Annotated in this window: 22 protein-coding genes; 3 read left to right on the top strand and 19 right to left on the bottom strand. The window is 38.6% G+C overall.

The genetic code is table 11. From position 1 onward, the window contains the following. Nucleotides 1–35 precede the first annotated feature (35 nt). From DYI81_RS06910 to DYI81_RS06895, 4 genes are all read right to left on the bottom strand, one after another. Complete coding sequence (locus tag DYI81_RS06910) at nucleotides 36–1,082, bottom strand: linear amide C-N hydrolase (RefSeq protein ID WP_117007107.1); 1,047 nt, start codon at nucleotides 1,080–1,082, stop codon at nucleotides 36–38. 13 nt (nucleotides 1,083–1,095) lie between these two features. Continuing rightward, complete coding sequence (locus DYI81_RS06905) at nucleotides 1,096–1,857, bottom strand: hypothetical protein (protein WP_117007106.1); 762 nt, start codon at nucleotides 1,855–1,857, stop codon at nucleotides 1,096–1,098. A gap of 638 nt (nucleotides 1,858–2,495) precedes the next feature. Continuing rightward, nucleotides 2,496–3,305: a Bro-N domain-containing protein gene (locus DYI81_RS06900; RefSeq protein ID WP_117007105.1), complete on the bottom strand. Its 810-nt coding sequence runs from the start codon at nucleotides 3,303–3,305 to the stop codon at nucleotides 2,496–2,498. A gap of 66 nt (nucleotides 3,306–3,371) precedes the next feature. Then, nucleotides 3,372–3,521: an Arc family DNA-binding protein gene (locus DYI81_RS06895; protein ID WP_117007104.1), complete on the bottom strand. Its 150-nt coding sequence runs from the start codon at nucleotides 3,519–3,521 to the stop codon at nucleotides 3,372–3,374. 110 nt (nucleotides 3,522–3,631) lie between these two features. Here DYI81_RS06895 and DYI81_RS06890 point away from each other — a divergent pair, with 110 nt between their 5' ends. The 3 genes from DYI81_RS06890 (at nucleotide 3,632) to DYI81_RS06880 (ending at nucleotide 7,338) form a co-directional block, all read left to right on the top strand. Continuing rightward, entirely contained in the window at nucleotides 3,632–3,907 is a 276-nt protein-coding gene (locus DYI81_RS06890) for an Arc family DNA-binding protein (RefSeq protein ID WP_117007103.1), read from the top strand. A 100-nt stretch (nucleotides 3,908–4,007) separates the two neighbouring features. Continuing rightward, on the top strand, nucleotides 4,008–6,494 hold the full coding sequence (locus DYI81_RS06885; protein ID WP_117007102.1) for an SIR2 family protein: 2,487 nt from the start codon (nucleotides 4,008–4,010) through the stop codon (nucleotides 6,492–6,494). 211 nt (nucleotides 6,495–6,705) lie between these two features. Next, nucleotides 6,706–7,338, top strand: coding sequence for a hypothetical protein (locus tag DYI81_RS06880; RefSeq protein ID WP_117007101.1), 633 nt, complete (start codon nucleotides 6,706–6,708; stop codon nucleotides 7,336–7,338). Nucleotides 7,339–7,362: 24 nt separating this feature from the next. Here DYI81_RS06880 and DYI81_RS06875 read toward each other — a convergent pair whose 3' ends face one another. From DYI81_RS06875 to DYI81_RS06805, 15 genes are all read right to left on the bottom strand, one after another. After that, nucleotides 7,363–7,863 carry a cytochrome b/b6 domain-containing protein gene (locus DYI81_RS06875; protein WP_117007100.1) on the bottom strand — a complete coding sequence of 167 codons (501 nt, stop codon included), beginning with the start codon at nucleotides 7,861–7,863 and terminating at the stop codon, nucleotides 7,363–7,365. A 273-nt stretch (nucleotides 7,864–8,136) separates the two neighbouring features. Next, nucleotides 8,137–8,538 carry a helix-turn-helix domain-containing protein gene (locus DYI81_RS06870; RefSeq protein WP_117007099.1) on the bottom strand — a complete coding sequence of 134 codons (402 nt, stop codon included), beginning with the start codon at nucleotides 8,536–8,538 and terminating at the stop codon, nucleotides 8,137–8,139. Between the two features lies 1 nt (nucleotide 8,539). Beyond that, complete coding sequence (locus DYI81_RS06865) at nucleotides 8,540–8,830, bottom strand: type II toxin-antitoxin system HigB family toxin (RefSeq protein WP_117007098.1); 291 nt, start codon at nucleotides 8,828–8,830, stop codon at nucleotides 8,540–8,542. 83 nt (nucleotides 8,831–8,913) lie between these two features. Beyond that, on the bottom strand, nucleotides 8,914–9,495 hold the full coding sequence (locus DYI81_RS06860; protein WP_117007097.1) for an N-acetylmuramidase family protein: 582 nt from the start codon (nucleotides 9,493–9,495) through the stop codon (nucleotides 8,914–8,916). A 78-nt stretch (nucleotides 9,496–9,573) separates the two neighbouring features. Beyond that, nucleotides 9,574–9,798: a hypothetical protein gene (locus tag DYI81_RS06855; protein ID WP_117007096.1), complete on the bottom strand. Its 225-nt coding sequence runs from the start codon at nucleotides 9,796–9,798 to the stop codon at nucleotides 9,574–9,576. 346 nt (nucleotides 9,799–10,144) lie between these two features. Continuing rightward, on the bottom strand, nucleotides 10,145–10,342 hold the full coding sequence (locus tag DYI81_RS06850; protein ID WP_117007095.1) for a hypothetical protein: 198 nt from the start codon (nucleotides 10,340–10,342) through the stop codon (nucleotides 10,145–10,147). Nucleotides 10,343–10,439: 97 nt separating this feature from the next. Then, nucleotides 10,440–10,826, bottom strand: coding sequence for a hypothetical protein (locus tag DYI81_RS06845; protein WP_117007094.1), 387 nt, complete (start codon nucleotides 10,824–10,826; stop codon nucleotides 10,440–10,442). Between the two features lie 62 nt (nucleotides 10,827–10,888). Then, a complete protein-coding gene (locus tag DYI81_RS06840) occupies nucleotides 10,889–11,119 on the bottom strand; it encodes a hypothetical protein (protein WP_117007093.1) in 231 nt (76 codons plus the stop codon). Beyond that, entirely contained in the window at nucleotides 11,112–13,121 is a 2,010-nt protein-coding gene (locus DYI81_RS06835; RefSeq protein WP_117007092.1) for a hypothetical protein, read from the bottom strand. The genes DYI81_RS06840 and DYI81_RS06835 overlap by 8 nt, the downstream gene beginning before the upstream one ends. Before the next feature lie 13 nt (nucleotides 13,122–13,134). Beyond that, entirely contained in the window at nucleotides 13,135–13,527 is a 393-nt protein-coding gene (locus DYI81_RS06830; protein ID WP_117007091.1) for a hypothetical protein, read from the bottom strand. Further along, nucleotides 13,524–13,817, bottom strand: coding sequence for a hypothetical protein (locus tag DYI81_RS06825; RefSeq protein ID WP_117007090.1), 294 nt, complete (start codon nucleotides 13,815–13,817; stop codon nucleotides 13,524–13,526). Before DYI81_RS06825 ends, DYI81_RS06830 begins: the two co-directional genes overlap by 4 nt. Continuing rightward, nucleotides 13,814–15,094, bottom strand: coding sequence for a hypothetical protein (locus DYI81_RS06820; protein ID WP_117007089.1), 1,281 nt, complete (start codon nucleotides 15,092–15,094; stop codon nucleotides 13,814–13,816). Before DYI81_RS06820 ends, DYI81_RS06825 begins: the two co-directional genes overlap by 4 nt. A 50-nt stretch (nucleotides 15,095–15,144) precedes the next feature. Continuing rightward, nucleotides 15,145–18,759 (bottom strand): hypothetical protein, encoded by a 3,615-nt coding sequence (locus DYI81_RS06815; protein ID WP_117007088.1) that lies wholly within the window; start codon nucleotides 18,757–18,759, stop codon nucleotides 15,145–15,147. Then, on the bottom strand, nucleotides 18,749–19,162 hold the full coding sequence (locus tag DYI81_RS06810) for a hypothetical protein (protein ID WP_117007087.1): 414 nt from the start codon (nucleotides 19,160–19,162) through the stop codon (nucleotides 18,749–18,751). Before DYI81_RS06810 ends, DYI81_RS06815 begins: the two co-directional genes overlap by 11 nt. Then, nucleotides 19,162–22,281 (bottom strand): tape measure protein, encoded by a 3,120-nt coding sequence (locus DYI81_RS06805; RefSeq protein ID WP_117007086.1) that lies wholly within the window; start codon nucleotides 22,279–22,281, stop codon nucleotides 19,162–19,164. The genes DYI81_RS06810 and DYI81_RS06805 overlap by 1 nt, the downstream gene beginning before the upstream one ends. Nucleotides 22,282–22,363 lie beyond the last annotated feature (82 nt).

Raw genomic sequence — 22,363 nt, 5'->3', positions numbered from 1 at the left:
CTAGGATTACTTTTTTTAAATCTATTTTGATTAGATTAACGAGCGCCTAAAAACTCAAATGGTTTAGTCACTTTAAATGAATCATTGGCTTTGCCTGCATATACTTTGGCCTGATCTGCACCCAGCTCCAACTTCTTGGCTTGACCATCTTTAAAGTTGATATCTTTTAAATCCACCCAAAACACATTAGGCGAAACAGCCGACTCAAAGAAATACAAACCACGCTTATGGTCTATAACTGTACGCCAGCGAGTAGATGAAATATTCGGCTCTTCTTCTGTATTTAAGCCAAAAGGTACTGAAGCATTTCGAATCACGCTAAATACACCTGCCAAAGAATGTTTTTGATCTGCATTTTTTGGAATGGCATTGGTGTAGAACGATGCACGAGCAAAACGATCAGCTGCGCGGTTTGTTCCTGGTAGCATGGTGGTGCCACCGATTTGTTGCCAATATGTATTGAGCGCCAGTTGCTGATCAAAGGTAGGTGAATTGGTCATCACTTGATACTTGCGGTTATGATGAATGACCTGCTTGCCATTAATATATTCAATAATGGCACTGTCGCCTGTTGCATCTGAAATTGATAAATGTAACGTCGCTAAGCGATTTTCACCTGGCACGTGATCTGATACGACTACAAACGGTTCTTTTTCTAAAAACTTGATCGCTTCATCTACCGAGCTAAAATTATCCAATACATATTGAGCCCATAGTGAAATACTTAAAGTTGCTTTGGTATTTTTTTGCACTGCAGGATATTCAGACTCTACTAACCACAATAAATTTGCCATGAGGCCTTTTTCATTGACGCCATCAGTCGTGGCAATATCGTAGCCTGTTGCAACCACACTGCCGTATTTTGACGTCCATTGCACAGATTTTGGACCAGCCAAACCACTACGCTTAACCTCACTGGGTAAAATCCATAGGTTTGTGCCGACATCACTTTTCCAATCCATTGAGCGGGCTGTCATAATCTCATTATTGCCCTGAAAAATAACACGCGTACATGCCGAAGCCATTTCAGCAGCAAACATCAATCCTGCTGCGAATAACACTTTTTGTAATGCTTTATTCATGAAACACCTCTATTTAAAAAATTGGTAAATTTATGCCGACGACTGGTCCGTGTTCTTTAATATCCCACTTGAAATCACCACTTGTATAATCTTGCTCAAAATAACGATAGCCCCCACGTATATTCAAATGTCGGTTAAATACAGGAATGCGGTAACCGACATAAGCTTGTACAGAACGGGTATCTTCAACCCCAAAAGTGATTTCTGAAGCAAAATTCCACGCAGAATCGAGGTTATATTTAAATCGTGTACCCCAAAAGAATTCATCCCAGTCTGTAGAAGCTTGAATCTTATGATTTAAAGCACCAAGTGTTGCACTGGCATCTGTATGATGCATACCTATAGTGGGCTCAACAATGAATTTAGCGTATTGATCTTTGGTTTGCTCAGGGGAAACATAGGCCTGATAATAAATACCGTAGCTACTTTGATCCAACTTAGTCGCTAAAGCCAAAGGAACATGCAAAACCTGTTTATCTTGAGAAGTTTTTACATATTGACGATCTGCATAAATCCCCCATTTGCCTTTACTCAAATCCAAATGTGCCATATAGGATTTATCTAACTCTTTTAACGTCTCTTTAAAAGGCTGTTCAACCTCATAGGAAATAGGACCTTTGCTAATATCGCCATCGATATCCGCGGCAAAAACATAAAGATTCAAATTGAGTTTCGTTTTTCCTTTAAATGTATCCGAAATCTCATTTGCAATTGCTGATTGACTCGCTACTAGCGCTAAACCCACCGTAAAATTTATTAAAGTTTTTAAGTACATTTTATTATCCTGATGTGTTCTATTTTTTTTAGCATACTTTTATCAGTTTCTACTATTAAATTGTACCAACCTCTTCAGCTAGATTTATAACCGTATATCTTTATCATTACATACTAAAAAACACTTTAGTAAATTTAACCCGCTCAATATAAATAAATGTCGCATGATTTAATTGTTTGCACCATTGAAAATGCACCGTAATAAAAAACCGCCTAAATGGTTTTAAATTTAGGCGGATATTTTTACTTCTACAGAACAAACAAGATTAGAAACGCCAGTTCTTGAACCATAATTTAGAATTCAATGGATTTAGTAATAAATACTCATAAGCAACTGTAAATAAAGATATTAGATACAACTGACACTTCGCACTAACAATATGTAGTTGTCTACAAGTGCAAATCAACAGTCTACATATCAGTCTACATTTTTTATTCGCATATAAAGGTTGGATCTTTAAAAAACATAGCTGACTACTTGTTAGAAAATTTGATTCATCTAAGAGAGAACTAACTAAAAAATCAAAACCCTCTCTTGAGGGCTTTTACTTATTATGGCCAAGTATCACTTAATCGTTTTGCATCAGCTTATCTCACTTTCCTATAGATATAAAAAACCGCCCGAAGGCGGTCTATTTATTACTTCAACAATCTGTATCGCTCATGCGGTAATGTTTTAAGTTCAAACATGTGGTCGTAGTCATAGTTTGGCATGGTAAATTCACATTTTTTACTCACGCTGGATATGGCACTACTCATAGAAAACATATTGTCATGGAGCATGCTCACCAGTGCTGGATTAAGTTTGGCCAATGCTGGGCTATGTGTATTCCACCATGCTTGAAAGAATCGAGCATGTACGCAGAGCATTTCTAGTGATTGTTTTTCATCTATATAGATGTTCCCTTTTGACTTGATTTCTAGAGTCTCTAGGTAATTCACGGCATCTTGGAAGTGTATGGCCAACAGATCGCTATAACGTGTAATGCGAAAGTGTTTATTGTGGCGTGACCACATTTCTGCATGCAGTCTGCGTTCACCTTGGGCACGTCGGTCTACAATTTCTTTGAGTTCAGCTTGTTGCTCTGAGTTGATTTTTACTCGTGTGTCGATTTGCTGTTGCAGAACTTCTTTTTCTAGTACATCAAGTACCCATTTGCGGAATTCTTTAGCGACTGGTGTGCGGGCAAAGAATGTGATGAGATGGCAACCTCGTAAAGAAAAAGCTCTAATTTGCTGTAGGCCACCATTCGTCTGTACTTCAACTAAACGAGTCATATCAGAAGTAAATTCATCAGACTTACGATTGAAAATTTTAGTTATAGCTGTTTCAGGATTGGCATATCCTAAGGCTAACCCAATTTGGGTTACCCCTATCCATAATTGTCCATTATTCACTAATAGTGGTTTCAAGTTCACTTCATTAAATGTTAATGCTAGACTACTCATGTCTTTTCTCCAAAGTTTAGACAGAAGCCCCTAGTCCGCCAAGATTGAGGGGCTTCATTGTTTGTATTAACTATTTGGCTGATTTTTCAACCACTGTTCAATAATAAAATTTAGCTGAGCTGTCATAGATCTTTTGTTTAATTCCGCATTCTTTTTTAGCTCTTCCATTAATTTATGGGGTATTCGAATATTCAATTGTCTATCTTGTCTTGACATTTAAGAGACTCTTTATTGATATCACAGTGCTAATACTAATACCGTGCTAATATTGAAGTCAAGCACCGTACTAGCATATTCTTACTAAAATTTATTTAGGTTTCATTTTGATGGCTAGAACAGATCCACAATTTAATCTTCGTGTACCAATTGAACTTAAACAACAGGTTGAAAATGCTGCTAAAGAAAGTGGCAGATCTATCAATGCTGAAGCTGTATTTCGTTTAGAGCAAAGCTTTAGAAATGAAATTGAGGATTTAGAAAGTGTACCATTAGAGAAATTATTAGCTGTTGTTATGAAAAGGCTTGGGGAAAACTCTATAAGGCTGACAAGTGAAGAAATTGAGCGTGGGAAAGGACTCTCAAAAAAAAGTGATGAAAGTTAACTTCATTAGGTTTTTTACTTACCAATAAATATTATTAATTGATTAAAATAATAATATTTGTAAAATCACTTATACATAATATAAATTATTGGGGGGATATATGGATTACGAACAAGCCTTAGCATACGCTAAAAGCGGTAAAGCAATTTTATTTTTAGGGTCTGGATTTTCTTATGGTTTAGAATCAATTCTAGGAGAAAAAATACCAACTGCATCAGGATTAGCTAAAAGATTATGTGAAGAATCTAAGTCAACATTAACCGAAAATCTAAAAAAAGCATCTTCACGATATCTGGAAAAAAAATCAACAGAGGATTTAATTAACTTACTTCAACAATTATTCACTGTACGTAATTCATCAAAAGCACATGAAGAAATTGCTAATATTGATTGGCTACGCGTATATACAACCAATTATGATAATGTTTTTGAAACTTCTGCTGAGGTAAACAAAAAAATTTTTTACCCTGTTGATATGGAAAAACAGCCTAGAGGAAATATTCAAAAACAAACGGTTATACATATAAATGGCTATATCAATAGCCTAACAGAAAGCAAACTGAATGATACATTCAAACTAACTGATAGAAGTTATTTAACTATTTCATTTAGGGATTCCAATTGGAGTGAAGTATTTAATCGTGATGTACAAACAGCTAGCGTAATATTTTTTATTGGGTATTCATTATACGACATAGAAATACAAGAAATTTTGCATAAAGATAAAAGTAATAAAAATAAAACTTTTTTCATTGACCGAACAGATCTTACTTCTGAGGAAATCGAAGATTTAGATATTTCTACTTTTGGAAAGGTTTGTCCTATTGGGATAGAAAAATTTGCCAATGATCTGAAATCTGTAGATCCAAATGCTATATCAAATCAACCACTCTTCATAAATAACTTCAATGAATTAGAAGTTAACGACCATACCACACGACTCCCTGAATATGGGGATATCAAAGAGTTACTATCTTATGGAAAAATAAATAATGAATTATTTACTAATGAGATATTAAATAATAGTAAAAATGACTACATAATAAAACGTGAGATTGAGGATTTATGCATAAGAAATATTACCAATAAAAATAACTTAATATTATATTCATCACTTGCTAATGGTAAAACCATTTTAGCAAAATCAATTTGTCTCAAAATGATTAATCAAGGATTTAAAGCATATGTACTAAAAGATATATATGATGTTAACTTAGCAAGTCTTGAAGCTGAGCAAATTATAAAAAATAACCCGAACACAATATTTTTAATTGAAAATTATACTAAACACCTAGATTTAATTAAATTAATTAATTTCTCACGTGTTAATAATACGAAATTACTTTTACTTTCAAGAACAACAGAACATGAAAGAAACATAAATGACATCTTAATGGAAAACAAAATCTTAGAAACCCACGAAACAATTGAAGAATGTATAGATAAATTAACTAAGATTGATATAGACAATTTTTCTTACTATTTAGAGCGATATGGATTATGGCAAGAATTGGCAGGTTATAAACAACATCAAAAGAAAAATTATATTTTTAATGATGCTCGAAAAGAAATTAGTTCTATACTTTTAGGTATAATTAAATCAGAGCAAGTGCAAGATAAGATAAATAAACTTTATTTAGAAGTTCAAAGCTCTGATACATTATTAAAAATAATTGTATCAATTCTATGTTTAAACATAGTAAATATCCAAAATCCATCGAATTATTTAATTACAGCATTGACTGGAGAAAATAGTTTTAGTTCTTTACAGTTGCGATCAAGTTCTGCTTTTAATCATCTAATCTATAAAGATAATGATGGTTATTACTTCCCAAAATCATCTATTTTTGCAAATAATTTCTTTCAAAACTTTCCAGATCAAAAACTACTAGTGCAAACTTTAATTACCATATGTAAAAATATTAGAAGTAAAGTCGTTCATAATCGAGATATATACATGCAAATATATCGTGATCTAGCTAGCTATAAAAATGCTTCCCTAATTATGCCCGAGTCGAACCAAAGAGCCTCTTTAATAGAATTTTATGAAGGTTTAAGGGAAATAAAAGAAGAAAGAGATTATCCTCACTTCTGGCTACAATATGCCATAGCAATTATAAGCATTCCATCACAAAAAAATCTTGATGATGCGTTAAGCCACTTAAAAACTGCTTTATCAATTTCTAAAAATTGGAATAACTATTGGGTAGATGACATCTACACACAATTAGCTAGATGCTATATAGAGAAATCTTACTTCTCTGAGAAAGAATCACACAAGCTAGCGTTCAATCATTTCAGTAGCTCTATTGCCTATATGATTAGAGTTTTGAATGGTTCACGAGTAAGAACAGAATCATTAAGACCTTTAGGTAGATATTTTAATACATATGAAAAATTTAAAGAAATTTTCAGCATAGAACAAATTAACCATATTGAAAGCAAATGTGAAATAATTAGCCAGCTAATATCTAGAAAACTTCCAAACCCAAAAAATGAAGATCAGTATTTTTTACGTGCAATCAGTAACATGAATAAAATATCTACAGATATTAAACTTTATAAACACGTAAAAATTAATAAGTAGTTTTCCCGACCTTGCTGTATATTTTCATACAGCAAGGTCAAAAAATATTTCATTTTCAACATTTAATTCAAATATATAAACCATTTAAAAACATTAATCTAACTAATAATAGAGACATTATGAAATATTTTAGCAGTAATTTATGTTCTTGAATTATCTTCTAGAAAATAATGGTAAGAATTTGCTAAAGAAGAGGAAATAAGAAAAGGACATGAAGTTTAATTTTTCATTAGATGCAGCAATCGCTTTAACTTTAACAACAGTCTTTTTCTATACTTCGGGCCAAATATATTTAAACGGTTATTTAAGCCCTTTCCTTATAGACTCCGTTGTTCTTAACTTTTCAGTACAAGATAAAATTTATGTCGGTTTTTTAAAAGGTGTGAATGAGTATTTGTATATTCTTTTGGCTGGTCTCATAATTTTCTTTGGGCGAAGCATCTTTATTTATTTTGAATTTGGAAAGGCTATTGATAAAAAACTCACCAGCTTTATTCCACAAAATGAACGCCCAAAAAAGACTGTATTGCGTATCCATAATTCTGAATTTTTTGATGGAATTGAAAAGAGCTATTCTACGGTCGCATTGACCACACTATTAACAATGATTTTATTTTGGGGAGTTTTGCAAGCTTTCGTTCATATTGAGAAAAAAGGGAAAAATATTTCTACAGAAGTAATGAAAGATGTACGTGTTCTTCCAAAAGTTAAATCAGACGGTCAGGAACTTTTTCTTATCAAGTGTGGGTCTTCACTTTGCGCATTAATTGATGAAAAGAAGAATGTTTCATTGGTTGAACCAAAGAATGTGGTTTTACTTGGTAGCAACTTTAAAGAAAAATAAAGCGCCACAAGGCGCTTCACCCTACTATTTCATACTCTTTAGAACGCCATCTTTCAAAATAAAATGATGCACTAATGCAGCCAATGCATGCAGTCCAATCAATGTCATAAAGATATTGGCAACGATTGGATGAATCTCACCAAGATCGACATTATGTATAAAAAGTACTTTAGGTAACTCGATTCCTAATAGGTTAAAAGACTCATGCGTTGAAGCAAAAGTAAACCACCCTAATAGTGGGACCGCGAATAAGCCAGCATATAAGGCGCCCTTCATTAAGGTAAAAGCAGTTTTTTGCAATTCAGATAAATATGAAACCGTAGGAATCTGTGCTTTAAACCACATCAGTAAAAGAAGACGAACATAGAAAAATATAAAAACCAGTCCTCCAGCAATCACATGTACTTGTCCAGTCAAGCTATCTTCAATATGACCTTCGCTCGTAAAATAAGCGATTAATACAAGAACTAGGGTTAACCAATGTGCATATATCATGATTTTTGGATATTTTTCACTTGACGCCATTATTATCTATTCCATGTAAAGTACTAACAGTAAAATATAATAAAAATCTTAAACTACGATTAATTATCAGATACTTATTACATAAAATATAATATGAAAAACCGTTGATTTCCCTACATGTCAACAAGCACAGAAATGGTATGAGAAAAGAAAGAAATCAGGATGAAAAAGTTTAGACCATTATGGGGATCGTCAAGCATGTGATTGCTTGCTAGGGGGAAATCGAAAGAAGTGTTTGAAGAGGAAAAAATAAAGCGCCACATGGCGCTCTATTTAAAAAAACGTATCCGCCGAAACATTAAAACGCTCAGACAGCGCCTTAATGTGACGAATATTCAACTGACGTTTACCGCTTAAAATTTCTGAAATGACGGATTGAGTTGCAACTTCTGCTAAATCAGATTGCCCTAATCCGTGTTGCTCCATCAAAAAAGCTAAAGCGGCCCGACCATCACCTTTAGGCATTGGTAAGTGCTCATTCTCATAAGCAGAAACTAAATCACCAAGTTGATGAATAAGCCCCATGAGAGGATTTGATTCATCATCACCAACCGTATCCAAAAGGTCATCCAATGCTTCAACCAATGTATTGAAATCATCTTCATTTTCAGGCTTGCTGAGTAATGGTGCAACATAATGCCAGTGATCTACTGCCTGTTTAATCATTGCATTCATATTAACCCTCCTTCCAGTGACCTTTGTCATATTCTTTATGGGACAAGACATAACGAATGTATACGCGCTTTGCCTGATACATTACGACCGCTATTAACCGTATCTTATTTCCGCCAATATCAAATACATGCAACTTTCCGACTTTATCTACAGCTGGAAAGAGCAGCTTCATTTCAGCAAAATCTTTAGGATCATTGGCTTTCATAATTCGGTACCAGCCATCCAATGCTGTCTCAGCCTGTGGCCACTTATTCTTTGCTTCTATGATTCGAGCGTGGGTGATCACATGCATACTAATTATCGCATTTTGCTATATAACAATTATAGCCAATTTATCGCATTTTGCAATAAAACAATTTTTTTCTACACCACCAGTTATGACAACTTTTCATACGCGTTAGCCAATTTGATGTCATAGCTATTCTTTGCGTATTCGACGCCGTTATAGCCACGTGCAAAGGATTTCCAGTCTTTATTCTTTAGAGCATTCACCAAGCCATTCACTTTGATATAGCGACACATTGCTTCAAGCTGTGAAGCCTCATTTTTATACATGGCATTTACAAAGGCTTGTAATGATGCATAACCAAGTGACTGCCAGTGATAGCCCATCACCTGCCCAATGCCCCAGCTAACAGACTCTAATGCAGATGCACGATGGTATTGTGTCGCTACATTTAAACGCCCGTGTTGGGCTGAATATAATCCATAGCCACCAGCCGTTTTACTACATAGATCTGGTCGCTTAATCATCATTTGATCTGCAATCTTTACTTGGCCATTCGCTATCAAACGTTGTCGCATCACATGACGTTCAAATAGAATCACTGGAGTGCCATCAGCATTAAAGCCTGAGCCTTTGCATTCTACTTCGATCACTGCACGTAATACGGCGCTTTCAACGCCTAATTTTTTGGCTTGATCTTCAATTTGGGATGGGATTAATTTTTTACTCATTTCACTTTCCTTTAGGCATAAAAAAAGCGCTTTATGGCGCGCACAGACAATAAAAAACCGACCTCGTATTGGGTCGGCTTAAGCTTTAATTGCTGATACTAATTCAGGGGATTTCCATGCAAGTATCATTAATATGATGATGAGTGTTACTTTCCAGAAATCATATTTATCCATGATTGCCTCTACAAATTTAATAATCACTGTTATACTTTCAGGCATAGATACATTTCCTCTTTGCTCGCTCTGTAGATTGGAAAAAATAAAACCCCGATGCTTCCAACGTCGGGGTTTTTCTTTAGGCATAAAAAACACCTTTCGGTGCATAGAAAATAAAAAAACGACCTCTTATTGGGTCAGATTAAGCCTTGATTGCTGAAATAATTTCAGGCAGTTTCCAAATTAGAATTGGGATAGAAAATAAAACTAAGAAGGCAAAAATAGTTTGCCATAATCCATGTTTTTCAATAGACACTTTCATCAGCTCCACTATTGGTTTAGAATATTCGAACATAGATTGATCATGTCTCCTTTCTTGTAGGTTGATATGAAAAAGCCCCGATAGTTCGCGCTATCGGGGCTTTTCTTTGGGCATAAAAAAACCGCCCTAAGGCGGTATAAATTACAATTTAGTATTCATGTTTAGTCAGTATTAAGCCATTGACCAAAGCTCATAATATTCTTGTATATATGGATTCAAAAATTCATCATTTTCTGAGTCATAGTTAAATGGTTTGTTCTGCAAAAGTTCAGTGCTATTCAGTGATGTTAGATATTTTTTTAAGAATTTCTTAAAAGATTGAATCTTCTCAGGAAAAACACTTTCTTCATCCCACAAAATTGTATGCATGGAAAAGGCTCACCATTTAATCTAATTGCGCGGATTATAGTGACAACAAACCAACCATACAAGAAATAAATGTGACTTATTTATCAATAATTAACAATTACTTCTTCAGATCATCTTTTGCTTCTTTCAAATATTTCACAACTTCAACTATCGTTTTGCCTTCTTGTTTGTTAATAAAATTAAAAGTCCAGCGTACAACAGCCCAGCCTGGTAGCCCACAGATAAAGAAGAATCCACCTAGGGCGATCATCCCCCAAATATCCGTTACCCATTCATGTAGGCCCCATTTCACAATGATAAAAGCACCTCCTGTAAGACTGGATACCACAGTACAAATTAGCCCCACCGCCCATTCTTGTGGTGAACGTGGAAGCCTCATCATGATGACAACAGTTGCAACCAAACAGATGGCTAATGTCACTGCAACCGCGGCACCATAAAACTTTAAAAACGTAGCAATACCACTTGTAGAGACTGGCTCCATTTATTTCCCCTATTTTTTGGCAATAAAAAAGCACCCGAAGGTGCTGTTGATTTAGTCACTATTTAAACTTCAATCTGTATCACTTCACCACTGGGTGCTAAGCGCTTTATCTCTCCATCACTAATAAATACAGTAGCACCCAAGTTATAACGTGTTGTGCTGGTACACATCACTAAACCCGATCCATCGACCACTAAGACTTTATAGTTTGGATGGCTCTCACTGGTGATCGTACCAATAAATTCTGGCGCTTTAGGCAGTAAGCCAATCAAACGTTGCAGTGCATTACTCATGATTCACACGCTCCACTTTAATGGTTTGATTGATCACAGCATGACTAAATGAGACGCTGACACTATCCACGATGCCCCACCATTCAGAATTAAATGCAAGCACTTCACCTAGTACACACTCACCAATTTCTAATGAGATCGGCATCGTAAAGGTGTGGGTTTCTACCATTCCCGCTTTAGCCAGTTTTGATTTCCCGAAAGAGCCCATACTGACGTGATCAAAGAGTGGATTATTTTCCGCCAGCAGGATCGTGTCTGCATTGGTTCCGGTTCGTCTTACTTGCGCAAGCTTTCCCGTACGGTCATTGGTGAGTGTGATGCCGTTGTAGTCTGGATATAACTCATAGTCTGTAGATTGCGCAGTAACAATACTTTCAGGAATTAGCCGATCGTAATCATCAATAGTCAGTGAATCCCAAAAGGTCTTTTTATAAAGGGACCTAATGGTCAATGCATTGCCATTTTTTTCGCTATACACAAATCCACCACCGCTTTCTGCCACCATTTTAATCACAGAAATCGGTGCTAAATTGCTATAACTCAAACTGTTATTTGCAACAATCCACCCTAATTCATCAATCAATTGCCAATTCAATTGTGTATTGCTAAACACCCGATCCAATTCTGCCTGACATAACTGTACTGAAGTGCGTTCGTTTTCTTGAAGAAATGAGCGTACAGGTGAATAAGGCTCTGAAAGTAATGCTGTTTGGCTTCGTCCAGTGAGCACATAAACATCTTGTGCAAACTTCCGTGCGCGACTTCGATTTTCAAGAAGCATTTGATGCTCATTGCCATTCACTATAATTTTCAAAATCACGGGCTGGCTATTAATGGGTTCAAGTTTAGGTAATTCACCTGCTGGGACAGTCAAGCTATATGACCAACACCAGCGACTGCGATCCGTACTGTAATTTCCATCCAGCACATTTATTTCCTCACCATTGTCTAAGCGAGTTACAGATAAAGTATTCAAGATATGCCACCAGTTTTTATTTGGAATTGCAGGAATGCAGTCATCTGCCCCAAAATTCAGAACGACGTTGTGTGAGTCAATATCATGACATAGGCATACAAACTCAAGATCGCCTGTACCCTCATATTGAGGAATTTCAGGCTCAGGCCATGGTTCAATCGGATGCTTGCGATAATGGATAGATTTGGCTTTATCCCAAAGGATCTCATCTTGTGTGACCAGCTCTAAGCCCTTGTCCCAATCAAAACTAAACCGCTTTTCAATCATATGCGCGACTTGATGTGAAAACGAAATATTCCGTCGCTTTCGGATCATCTCTTGATGCGAAAATTCACGATTCAATCGAAGCTTGATAGATTCATCAAAATACAGGTTCCGCACAATACGAATTTTGAGATTTTCTTGCCAACCTATACTTTGGTTTCGACTTAGTTTTAAACCCTGATCAAATACAGAATAGATAGATTCAGATAAAGTCAGTCCACGCTCAAAACCCACATCTGAAATATAATTGATCACCAAACCACGGTCATAAAAAAAGCTACTGTTTGACACCCTAAGTACAGGTTTCGCCCATGGTATTTCGGTTGATCCAAGATGTACTACCGCTTTTTCATATACGGTATTAAGTCTCAGCTCCACCCCTAATTGATGATTGATATCAAACAAGGCATCAAAATCAGAATTGAATGACGTATTGATCACAACATCAAGGGAGCAATACGCATTAATCCCTACCACATATAGCTCTGGAACGAAATCTGTGTTGATGATTGCTTCAAGCCGTGCAGTTTGCCCTGATACAGCGCTAAATTCAGCATGAAATGAAACATTAATCTCAGCTTCAAGTGCATTGAAATCAAAACTCTGCGCCTGAAACAAAGCCAAAAATGAGGTATCAATGGTTGCGTCAAGTGATGCGAGGTTTTGTTCATCCGCTCCAAAATTAAGATCTGCAGATCCGGTCACAAGATCTTTAAAATTAAGATTTACATGATGTGCATCAGGTGGAATATAGTTCGCCACATGCCCACCTCACTTATGTAGACGGCTTTAGAATTAATGAGTTCATCATTAAGGTACTGCCAAGCACCAATTCGGGATTTGCCAGCTCTATATCTGTACCCACGGTAAAGTCTGCAATAGCTTCACCAGCACCATTTAACAGTCGTGCCCATATTGCAATTCCCGCTTTTGTTACCGTTGCCGCATCAGTCTGATAAAGCTCTATACGATCAGCATGCATGGTTTTTAAGCAAGGCTTCGGCAAAGTTAAGATTACCAACTTAGCAGCATTATTCGCGGCTACTGAGACCGAAGCAGGTTTCGCATCATCATAAAAAACAAAGGAAGCATTTGAGCTTCCTTGATCGAGATACGCCGCCAGCGCTTGAAGTTGCACAAGACCAGCTTTTAAAGAGGGTTGAATCATTTCGGCACCACATTATCTTGAATGACTGCGTTGTATTGTTGTTTCTGGTCAAAAGCAACAATAAATGTTTTCAAATCTGCATATAGATTTAAGAATTGATAGCGACCTTTGATGTCTGGCTTGCTTACTGCAATTGGGAGTAGATTCGACCTATTGTAAAGTATAACTATTGCATCTATGTATTTCTCTCCCTGCTTGTTGATAGAGCCCTTAATGCTGCTATAAATCAGGCCATTTAGGTCTTGAAGCATCACTCCATTTTTCTTAACAACAAAGCCCGTCGGTTTCATGCTAATTCACCTAAATAAAAATAAACACCTCCGGGATTGGTATCAGAACCTATTCGTGTACGTATTGTTGATTCTACGTACATCGAATTCTCTGATAGCAATGGCGTTAGTCCAGAGATCAATCTTCCGGAATAACATACACAAGGTAACGCCCCTTTTAAAAAACCACCTGTATCAAAAATAGGAATGGTTAAAGCTGGAACAGCTGATCCCCCAAATGCCCCAGCTCGACCTGTTGTTGAATTATATGTAATGCCATACGTTATGATGTGTGCGGATAAAGGATTTAAGGGGCTATATCGTGTGCTAATAAATCCTCTGCCCGATTCAGGAACAGCAATGGGGTCTCCTCCTGTTGCAAGTATAGTGGTTAAGCTACCATCACTAGCTTTGATTTTTGCCTCCATCGCCATCAGAAACCATGGCTTAATAACATCATCTGGAAGACTTGTGTCGTAAATTCCACAACCAATCAATCTTGAGGAAGCAATATTTGTAGTTGTTGCCATAGAGCCTATAAAAAAATTGTGATTACCACATAGAGTAAACCCTCTGTTACCTGCCATTGATCCATTACTTTCGGCTTCTTGCACAGCATAGTTGGCGGTACTAGTCATATATGCCCAGTGCCATTTAAACCAACCGCGAATACAATTGCCTGCGTTACCTTCTATTGTCCAATTTTTTGAGGGATTTTCAGGGTCAAACGGTAATTGCAACACATTAGGATCTTGATAATCATCAATATGATCCATGTGCTCAAGCAAACCAACCATTGCTGATTTTGCGTAGCTAGAATTATATGAGTTCGTTCCATCAGAAATAGTTTCATCGACACGAATATACGGATGCTTCAATGTAGGAGTTTTTGCACGATAAACTCGCTTAACATCCTTATCATCACGAAAAATAATGTCATAACCCAGTGATGCTAATTTGCTAGCGCCTTTAGTTGTAATTGCAGTCTCAGCAATAGTGTTCGCTGGTTTTAGGATTAACTGCGTGTCACTTGGCACACCTTTAATTCGATACTTCTGATTTAAAGATATAGGCTCAAAACCTACAAGCTCAACCACTTGCAGTAACATAGCTTTATGTGGTGCAAATAGCGTTATATGAACGTCACCCTGCTCATCAATTGATGCTGAAGTGACAACTGGCAGTTCAACCCCATTGACTAGACAAGCATCTAAAAGGCGGATCATATCTCCCCAATTATTACTCAGCACCAAGCCATTCAAGTGGCTAAAATATTGAATATCTACATCTGTTGCCATAGCGAAAGCCCATAAAAAAAGACCGCCGAAGCGGTCATTAAAGTTAAAGTTTAAGCAACCCGGTCAATATCACCGCGCAGCATGATTTGGAATGAATCAGACAACACTGTTGGTTCAGACTGCTTTACGGTACGAATTACCCAAATCGGATAATTCGCACCAATTGAGTTAAAGCGCATAGTATTGCCATTCGCCCATCCGCTACCCCAGCCTTCTTTTTTAATCTTAAAGTATGGAGCATTGGTGATTGGGTTTAGAGGTGCATAGTCCGTCGTTGTAGTGCCACGTTGTGCAAGTTCACCGGTATATTCACCAACACACTTGAACGTAGTTGTATCGGTAAACACCATAGCCCAGCGTTCTTGAATTGCCCCCTTATTGCTCACTTCAATCGGATACAAGGCATCATTATAATTGGCAGAAATCGCGCCACCAATCGCTTCATCTGACCACACCGAATTCCATGTTGGTTGAACAAATAAACGTGTGTAGCGCGATTTCATATCACCAATCACAAGTGCAGATCCAACAATGGTGTTTGCTGGATCATAGTTATGTGTCAACGGCTTAGTAAAAGTCACCTGGCCATTGATTTTGACATCACGTACAAGGCCCATGTCTTGATAGCGGTATTTAGCAATCAATGGGCCTGTTAGATTCCCCAGGGCAAAATCACCGTTTAAAGTTACTTTGCCGTAGTCATAGTCAACGGTATACATATCAAAAGGAATTTTGATTCCATTTGCATCTTCAAGTTCACACCAAGAGATTCGTTGATCAGCCAAAGCATAGATTTTTCCCGCAATATAATCAGGCAATTCCTGCGATTTACTCGCGCTGACTATACCAATCTCACCACTGCGGAAAATCGGCACCCGGCCATCAATGGGTAAACGCACTGCAGATAAACCAAGCAACTCTGCATCAATGGGAATGTAGCTAAATCCGACTGCGCTATATTTGATGGTTTCAGGCAACACCATAATCGGCTTATGAATCCATTGCTTTCCATCTTTCGCATATTCTAGTTCAGCTACATACCAATCCTGCGCCATAATTTCTGCACGATTCGCTTCAGTAATAATTACTTTTTCACGAAAAACGAATTGGCCATAGCCTTGGTCAAAGTTAAAGAATCCATCGCAGTCTGCCGTATCAATCGTGCCTGAACCATCTGGCACAACATTCAGCACGCCACCTTCAACTTTCACTGCGGATAAAGTCAATGATTGAGCGCGAATTGGAATCATCGGTGCACGATAAGACACTTGGTTGGTTTTTACACTCTCTAGCTGTGTTGCCAATGACTCCAAAACTGGGTTATTCGCGCCGCCTACATCCCACGATGAAATCTCAATAGTGCCGTTGCCATACTGGATTTGACCCGCAAGCGTTCCAGCGCCTGTGGTTGCAGATGGGTTTCGATAGAGAGATCCTATCTTATCAACGTAAGTTGAGCTGGCTAGCGTAAGTCGCACCGATCCTGCCAGAATTTGCTCAGCAAAACCTTCTGTTAAATCAGTTTTAAGTACAGATCCGATCACAGTGTCATTCCAGCTTTGCGCAGCTGATTCATCACGATATGAAACACTCACTGTGACTGCAGTCGCCACCTCAGTTAAGGTCAATGTGTTTGTGGTTTTGACATTTTGATAATTAATAATCATCCCCAGCATGCCTGCTTCTATTGCTGCTTGGGATGTATTATGTGTGCCGTAGTAAGGGCGCATAACCTTTTCGCGCTCAATCGCTTCAAGCGTGGCGCTTGGCGCAATTGTAATGGTTCGAGTTGTGTAGTTAATCGAACCTTGTTGCTGACCCGCGCCATTGATCATGTGGCCAGTTGTCGCATCTATAGGCATATCACGCAGTTCAACTTCACCCGAATAACCCATGTATTTTACTGGCACGCGGATTTTTACAGACTTAGGAACCAGCGGTGCAGAGCCATTATCTAACTCAACTGTAATTGATCCGCCTGATGGTACCGCAGTTAAACTTACGGTTGACTTAGGGCCTTTCTGCCCTGAAACATTAAATGTGGTACCACCATTCGGTAGCAAGACTGGCATAAGTTTAGCCACACCATCTGCATAATCGATGTTACCAGTCGCATCACCTGTGAACTGCCCTTGTCCATTGTCTGTGGCAGTCTTAGTCACACCATTTAGTAGCCAATCTACAGTCAATGTTCCCGCCACAATCGAATCATTTACGGGAATCTCAACATAAGCTTTATTGATGGCCAGCCCAGAACGCTCTTGAGCTGTAATCATATTGCTCCAAGTCAGCAATATTGCGCTACCCACATCGGCAAGCTCACCGACAGTGACCGCCATGGTACCTGTTTCATAATCTACACTGCCAGAACCAAAGGATGAGTCAGATCCACGTAACTGGCCAGCGCCATTGTCGCGCAAGGTATAAACTTGGTTTTGCACCAAATATGAAAACTGTAAACTGCCAGGTGATGGTAGTGGCACTAAATTTTTAATCCAGTTGAACCCGTTATTTTCTTGATTCACATAAATCAGCATGGACTCGACTGGAGCGGTGACTTTAGCAGCAGGCATAAACTGAATGCTGATTGTTGCAACACCAGCCCCTGCATTGCTATTCCAAGCAATTGCGCCATTTTGATAATCAATTGTGCCGATCGATGTACCAGCGCTATTCTTTAACTCCCCACCGACGTCAGTAATCGCTGAACCAAATAAATTAAATTCAACCGATTTAGGCATTACGCTTGAGCCGATGTATAGGCCTTGCACTGTATTCACTGTGATATTCGGGAATGTCTTGTTTAATACGCCACTTGCAGTTTTGACTAACGCTACTGAATCGCCTGCCGCATTAATATTGACCATTGGTGTTTCAGTCTGCGCTGATGGAACAAGCTGGGTATAAACACTGTCAGCAATAACAGAATAATCCCCCACCTGTGCAGATTCTTTTAAATTTGCACTGGCATAGTATTTACCGGTATCAGCAACAATGGTGTCACGAATAATAGTTTGGCTTTTTTCGCCGTTGTACCACTGCTTTGCTGATAGCCCCACAAAATCAGTTTTGAGTGCATCACTGAGGCCATAAGTCGCAATCTTGTATTCAATCTGCTTGCCATCAATCATCAAAATTGCAGTACGTGTTGAGACTTCGGTAATACGTAAATACTGCTCAATCTCTAAAGGCTTGCCCTCATTCGAAATCAGCACAATGGATGCACCAATCGCACTTTCTGCTTCCTGTGGAAACATGGCCACTTGCAACGACTTCATGCCCAACCAGTGTGTATCAAGTGGTGTGCCTGTCAGCTGTGCACCTTTGGCCAAGTAGTTTTCGATTCGGTTCTGCGCACTCGATCGCTCATCCGTCCAGCTATTGGTACTAAATAATACGGCGGAAACATTCGGATCTTTAGGATTTTCAGAAATAAAGACTGTAGCACCCATCAAAGCATCAGTATCAGCTGTATTGACTGCAGCATAAATCTTTTGGATTGATGTGCGACCTGTTGTTCGATCCATTTCAGAAATATCGTTGAACAAGTTATTACTTTGGCCATCGATAATTTCACGGCCTGAATATTTACCACCACCGTCTTCAGCATCAGTTTTAATGCGTTCAGACTCCAGCAGTTTTAGGTTGTTGGTTTCAATCGGCATCGCTTACCTCGGTGAATCGCATAGTGACATTAAAATAGGTATCAAGTGATGTTGCAGGTGTACCCTTGATTGTTGAGCTTTCAAGGGCACCATCTTTATGGTTAAAAACCACGTTGAAGCGCCGCTGATCATGTGGCCACTGAAATTGCAATGTGAATTGCTCTTGAAGGTTTTGCCATTCGCGTAGCTTGTTTAAGTCACGCAGTTTGATCCAGCCTTTGGTTTTGTTGGCGGGCTGTAACGTAATTGGCCGACCCGCCTGTTTTCGACCTTCTTGAATAATCAAAGCACCGTTAATGGCATATTCCTGGTTCTGCTGTATCTCAGACCAGTTTTCATCAGACCAAAAAAAACCATCCTCTAATTGGATGGTTTCTGATGTGTTTTTACGTACTAATTTCATTACATGCTCCGTTTAAGCATTTCAAATTCTTGAAGCATTTCTTCAACGCTATTAACAGCTTCAGTCGTACCTTGTAGCTCAGCCACTTTAACGCCTGACTGCAATTCCAGAACCTTCTTCTCGGTCGGTTGAATATCTTGCAACGGCGTAAGATCAAAACTAGAAGCAACCATTGGCGCATCTGGCATTACCGGCGCTTGGTAAACTAATTCACTGCTACCAGTAAGCGCTGAGCCAATATTGCTCAAACGACCACCTGATCGCTGTGCTTGAGCTCTTGCATTCGCTGCATCCGTTTTGGCTTTCATTTCAGCTTTAAAGTTATCCCAGTAATCATCAGACGCTTTTTTATCCGTACCAACCTCAGGCTGATTCTGCACAGTTGGCTGGTATACTTGACTAACACTGCTCTGAGTAACAATAGCCGCACGTTGGATCTCGCCAAGTTTAGAGACTGTAGCTTTGCCAGTGGCATCTATTTGGACTTCAAGGCCTAGATAAGCAGCTTTGGCATTTGCGGCAGCAATCACCTGCGCATCACCTGACGCATAGGCCAAACGAATAGTTTCCTCATAAGCTTTTTGCAAAGCATCCTGCGTGGCTTCACCGCTTTTCAAAATAATATTGAAATCATTCATCGCTAAATCAGCAGCAAGTTTTAGTTGCTCCTTAGTTTTTATACCAAGGCGCTCGAATGCCTGCTCAACTGGATTCAAGGCATCGGGCAATTCCTGCACGGCACGCTTAACTGCCTGCATCCCCATTTCTACCTGAGAAGTTGACAGTTTTCCTTGCTCACCAAAGGATTGAAGCTTTAATTTTGCAGCGTCAATTTCTGCCTGACTTTTAGCTATTTCCAGCCATTTAATCCAAGCCTCATAGGTAACATCTGCTGCTTGTTTTCCTGTAATCCCTAGCGCTTCCAAGCCCGAAACAAAGTTGTTAACACTGGCTTCATTTTCCTTGAATTTCGCAGAAACACGATTTAAAGAAACATCTAAATCCAGACCCAAGGCAATCGCAGCCTTTCTAGCTTTATCTGCTGAAGCTACATTTTTCTCAGCGCCTTCCGCAGATGCATCCCATGCTTGAACAGATATTTTGCCTGCTTCGTTCATAGTGACGATATAACCTTTCGTCATCAGATCGGCTTGCATCACACCATTCATTAGGCCTTTATTAGCGACAATTGCAGATTCAGCGTAGGCCTGAACGGCCTTTAACTTCTCATCTTCTGTGGCTTTCTTTCCATTTAGCTCAGTTTGTTGATTTGCGAGCACCTGATCCAGGTGTTTTTTGGAATCAGCCAAATTTTCAGCATTTTTTTGCTCTTGAGTCTTACCTATTTCATCAAGAGCTTGCACAGCTTTAGATTTAAATTCTAAGGCACCATCTGAAGCTTTCTTGTAGTACTCCTGAGCCTTGGTCGCCATTGCATCCATATCTGCAATAGCTTGTTGCTTAACATCACCCCATGTGAATTTTGAAACCAATTGCACCCATGCAGCTGCTAAATCATAGATAATTCCCACGAATAAATTTGCAGCAATTTGAATTCCTTTAAACCCATCGCTAATAAAACCCATTGCAACATTGAAAACTTGTAGCACCTTGGTGAAGCCATTCGTTTTAGAGCTAGCCTCATCAATTCCGTTATTGAAATCATATATTCCACTTAACACATCATTTAAGACATCACGAGTGATGACAAAAGCTTCACCCAGTGTTTCACCTATTGTTTTGATGACTTCATAAATACTAGTTAGGGCAGTTTTTAACGCAACAACGGTTTCTGGATCAACCTTTTTAAGTTGATCACCCACCCATACAAATCCCTCACCAATATCACTTAAAAGAGTTTCAACAATCCCCATATTGTCGGCAATCGTTACAAGCCATTCTGCTACAGTTGCACTCGCACCATTAGACTGGTCCATCTTACCAATCAAAATTTCCCAACTGGTTGAAATGCGCTGTAATGCATTACCGATAGTAGTTGGAAATTGATCAAAGGTTTGTTGTACTGCATCCTTTTGACTCAATAAAGCCTTATAAACACGCTCTGCGCCAAGCTCTCCATTGTCAGCCATATTCTTAAGTTCACCAGTGGTGACACCTAAACCCTTGGCTAACGCTTCTGCAACCCCAAAACCATTTTCCATCATGGAATTGTATTCTTCACCACGAAGCGTACCTTGTTGCATACTTTGGATAAATTGCTGTGTAAAGGCCTCGCTAGCTTGTGCGGATACACCACTGATTTGAATTGCTTGATTGATGGTTTTAGTTAAATCAAGCGAATTCTGCTGAGTCATCCCAATGTCTTTACCAACAGCGTTCAATCTCGTGAACAAGTCACCTGTTGCACTCAGACTTGAGTTTGTCATCAAAGCAATTTGGTGCACGCCAGCCATTGCAGACTTAAAGTTACCGCCCTCTTTAGTTGCGATATTAATTCGTGCTGAAAGATTGGTATATGAATCGGCTGTCGCTGACAATTCGCGAATACCAAGCCCCACACCTATTGTAGCCATAGCACCAACAAGTGCATTGACTGCAAATTTGGCGTTATTTAGGCCTTTTTGTGCAGTCTGTGTAGCGCTTTCTGTATTTCGAAGACTGGCATTTGCCCTGCCAACTTCGGTATGAAATTCAATAAATGCACTTTCAGCTTGCTGAACTTCGCTCTCAAGCTGGTCTACTTGTTTTTGTGCAACTGAAATATCTGCAGGTGTTGCTTTTGTTTTAGAAAAATCTTCCAGTCTCTTTTTGGCTGACTCTAGGTCAGACTTTAAGAACGCTAAAGATTTAATCGATTGTTTACCAAAATCGGTAAAGTTTTTTGCAGTGCTTTTGGCATTATCTCCAGCATCCCGAATGATTTGAGTGGCACTAGTTAGTGACTTAGTTAGGCCATCTGCCAACTCTTTACTTTTCTCCGGAACAATATTTCCAAGTGCTTTGGTTGTATCACTACTTGTCTGCTTCAACTGATCCGCTTCAACTTTGATACTGTCAAAAACCTTTTTAGTAACGTTTTCAGATTGCTTAGCAGCGGTGACAAGCCCCTTGCTATCACCATCCATGATTAATTTAAAAGTTAAATTTTTACCAGACATGACGACCTCAAATTTTGGGCAATAAAAAACCCGCCAATTGGCACACACACAGACAATAAAAAACCGACCTCGTATTGGGCCG

This window comes from Acinetobacter sp. SWAC5 (genome assembly GCF_003419885.1).
Lineage (GTDB): Bacteria > Pseudomonadota > Gammaproteobacteria > Pseudomonadales > Moraxellaceae > Acinetobacter > Acinetobacter cumulans.
This window is presented reverse-complemented; position numbering and strand designations above follow the sequence as displayed.

Excerpts from the sequence above, each read along its gene's own strand:
- DYI81_RS06865 (WP_117007098.1), bottom strand. The coding sequence starts at position 8,830 with ATGCATGTGATCACCCACGCTCGAATCATAGAAGCAAAGAATAAGTGG.
- DYI81_RS06860 (WP_117007097.1), bottom strand. The coding sequence starts at position 9,495 with ATGAGTAAAAAATTAATCCCATCCCAAATTGAAGATCAAGCCAAAAAA.
- DYI81_RS06895 (WP_117007104.1), bottom strand. The coding sequence starts at position 3,521 with ATGTCAAGACAAGATAGACAATTGAATATTCGAATACCCCATAAATTA.
- DYI81_RS06850 (WP_117007095.1), bottom strand. The coding sequence starts at position 10,342 with ATGCATACAATTTTGTGGGATGAAGAAAGTGTTTTTCCTGAGAAGATT.
- DYI81_RS06910 (WP_117007107.1), bottom strand. The coding sequence starts at position 1,082 with ATGAATAAAGCATTACAAAAAGTGTTATTCGCAGCAGGATTGATGTTT.
- DYI81_RS06825 (WP_117007090.1), bottom strand. The coding sequence starts at position 13,817 with ATGAAACCGACGGGCTTTGTTGTTAAGAAAAATGGAGTGATGCTTCAA.
- DYI81_RS06845 (WP_117007094.1), bottom strand. The coding sequence starts at position 10,826 with ATGGAGCCAGTCTCTACAAGTGGTATTGCTACGTTTTTAAAGTTTTAT.
- DYI81_RS06880 (WP_117007101.1), top strand. The coding sequence starts at position 6,706 with ATGAAGTTTAATTTTTCATTAGATGCAGCAATCGCTTTAACTTTAACA.
- DYI81_RS06815 (WP_117007088.1), bottom strand. The coding sequence starts at position 18,759 with ATGCCGATTGAAACCAACAACCTAAAACTGCTGGAGTCTGAACGCATT.
- DYI81_RS06905 (WP_117007106.1), bottom strand. The coding sequence starts at position 1,857 with ATGTACTTAAAAACTTTAATAAATTTTACGGTGGGTTTAGCGCTAGTA.
- DYI81_RS06870 (WP_117007099.1), bottom strand. The coding sequence starts at position 8,538 with ATGAATGCAATGATTAAACAGGCAGTAGATCACTGGCATTATGTTGCA.
- DYI81_RS06875 (WP_117007100.1), bottom strand. The coding sequence starts at position 7,863 with ATGGCGTCAAGTGAAAAATATCCAAAAATCATGATATATGCACATTGG.
- DYI81_RS06830 (WP_117007091.1), bottom strand. The coding sequence starts at position 13,527 with ATGATTCAACCCTCTTTAAAAGCTGGTCTTGTGCAACTTCAAGCGCTG.
- DYI81_RS06840 (WP_117007093.1), bottom strand. The coding sequence starts at position 11,119 with ATGAGTAATGCACTGCAACGTTTGATTGGCTTACTGCCTAAAGCGCCA.
- DYI81_RS06900 (WP_117007105.1), bottom strand. The coding sequence starts at position 3,305 with ATGAGTAGTCTAGCATTAACATTTAATGAAGTGAACTTGAAACCACTA.
- DYI81_RS06855 (WP_117007096.1), bottom strand. The coding sequence starts at position 9,798 with ATGCCTAAAGAAAAACCCCGACGTTGGAAGCATCGGGGTTTTATTTTT.
- DYI81_RS06890 (WP_117007103.1), top strand. The coding sequence starts at position 3,632 with ATGGCTAGAACAGATCCACAATTTAATCTTCGTGTACCAATTGAACTT.
- DYI81_RS06885 (WP_117007102.1), top strand. The coding sequence starts at position 4,008 with ATGGATTACGAACAAGCCTTAGCATACGCTAAAAGCGGTAAAGCAATT.
- DYI81_RS06810 (WP_117007087.1), bottom strand. The coding sequence starts at position 19,162 with ATGAAATTAGTACGTAAAAACACATCAGAAACCATCCAATTAGAGGAT.
- DYI81_RS06805 (WP_117007086.1), bottom strand. The coding sequence starts at position 22,281 with ATGTCTGGTAAAAATTTAACTTTTAAATTAATCATGGATGGTGATAGC.
- DYI81_RS06820 (WP_117007089.1), bottom strand. The coding sequence starts at position 15,094 with ATGGCAACAGATGTAGATATTCAATATTTTAGCCACTTGAATGGCTTG.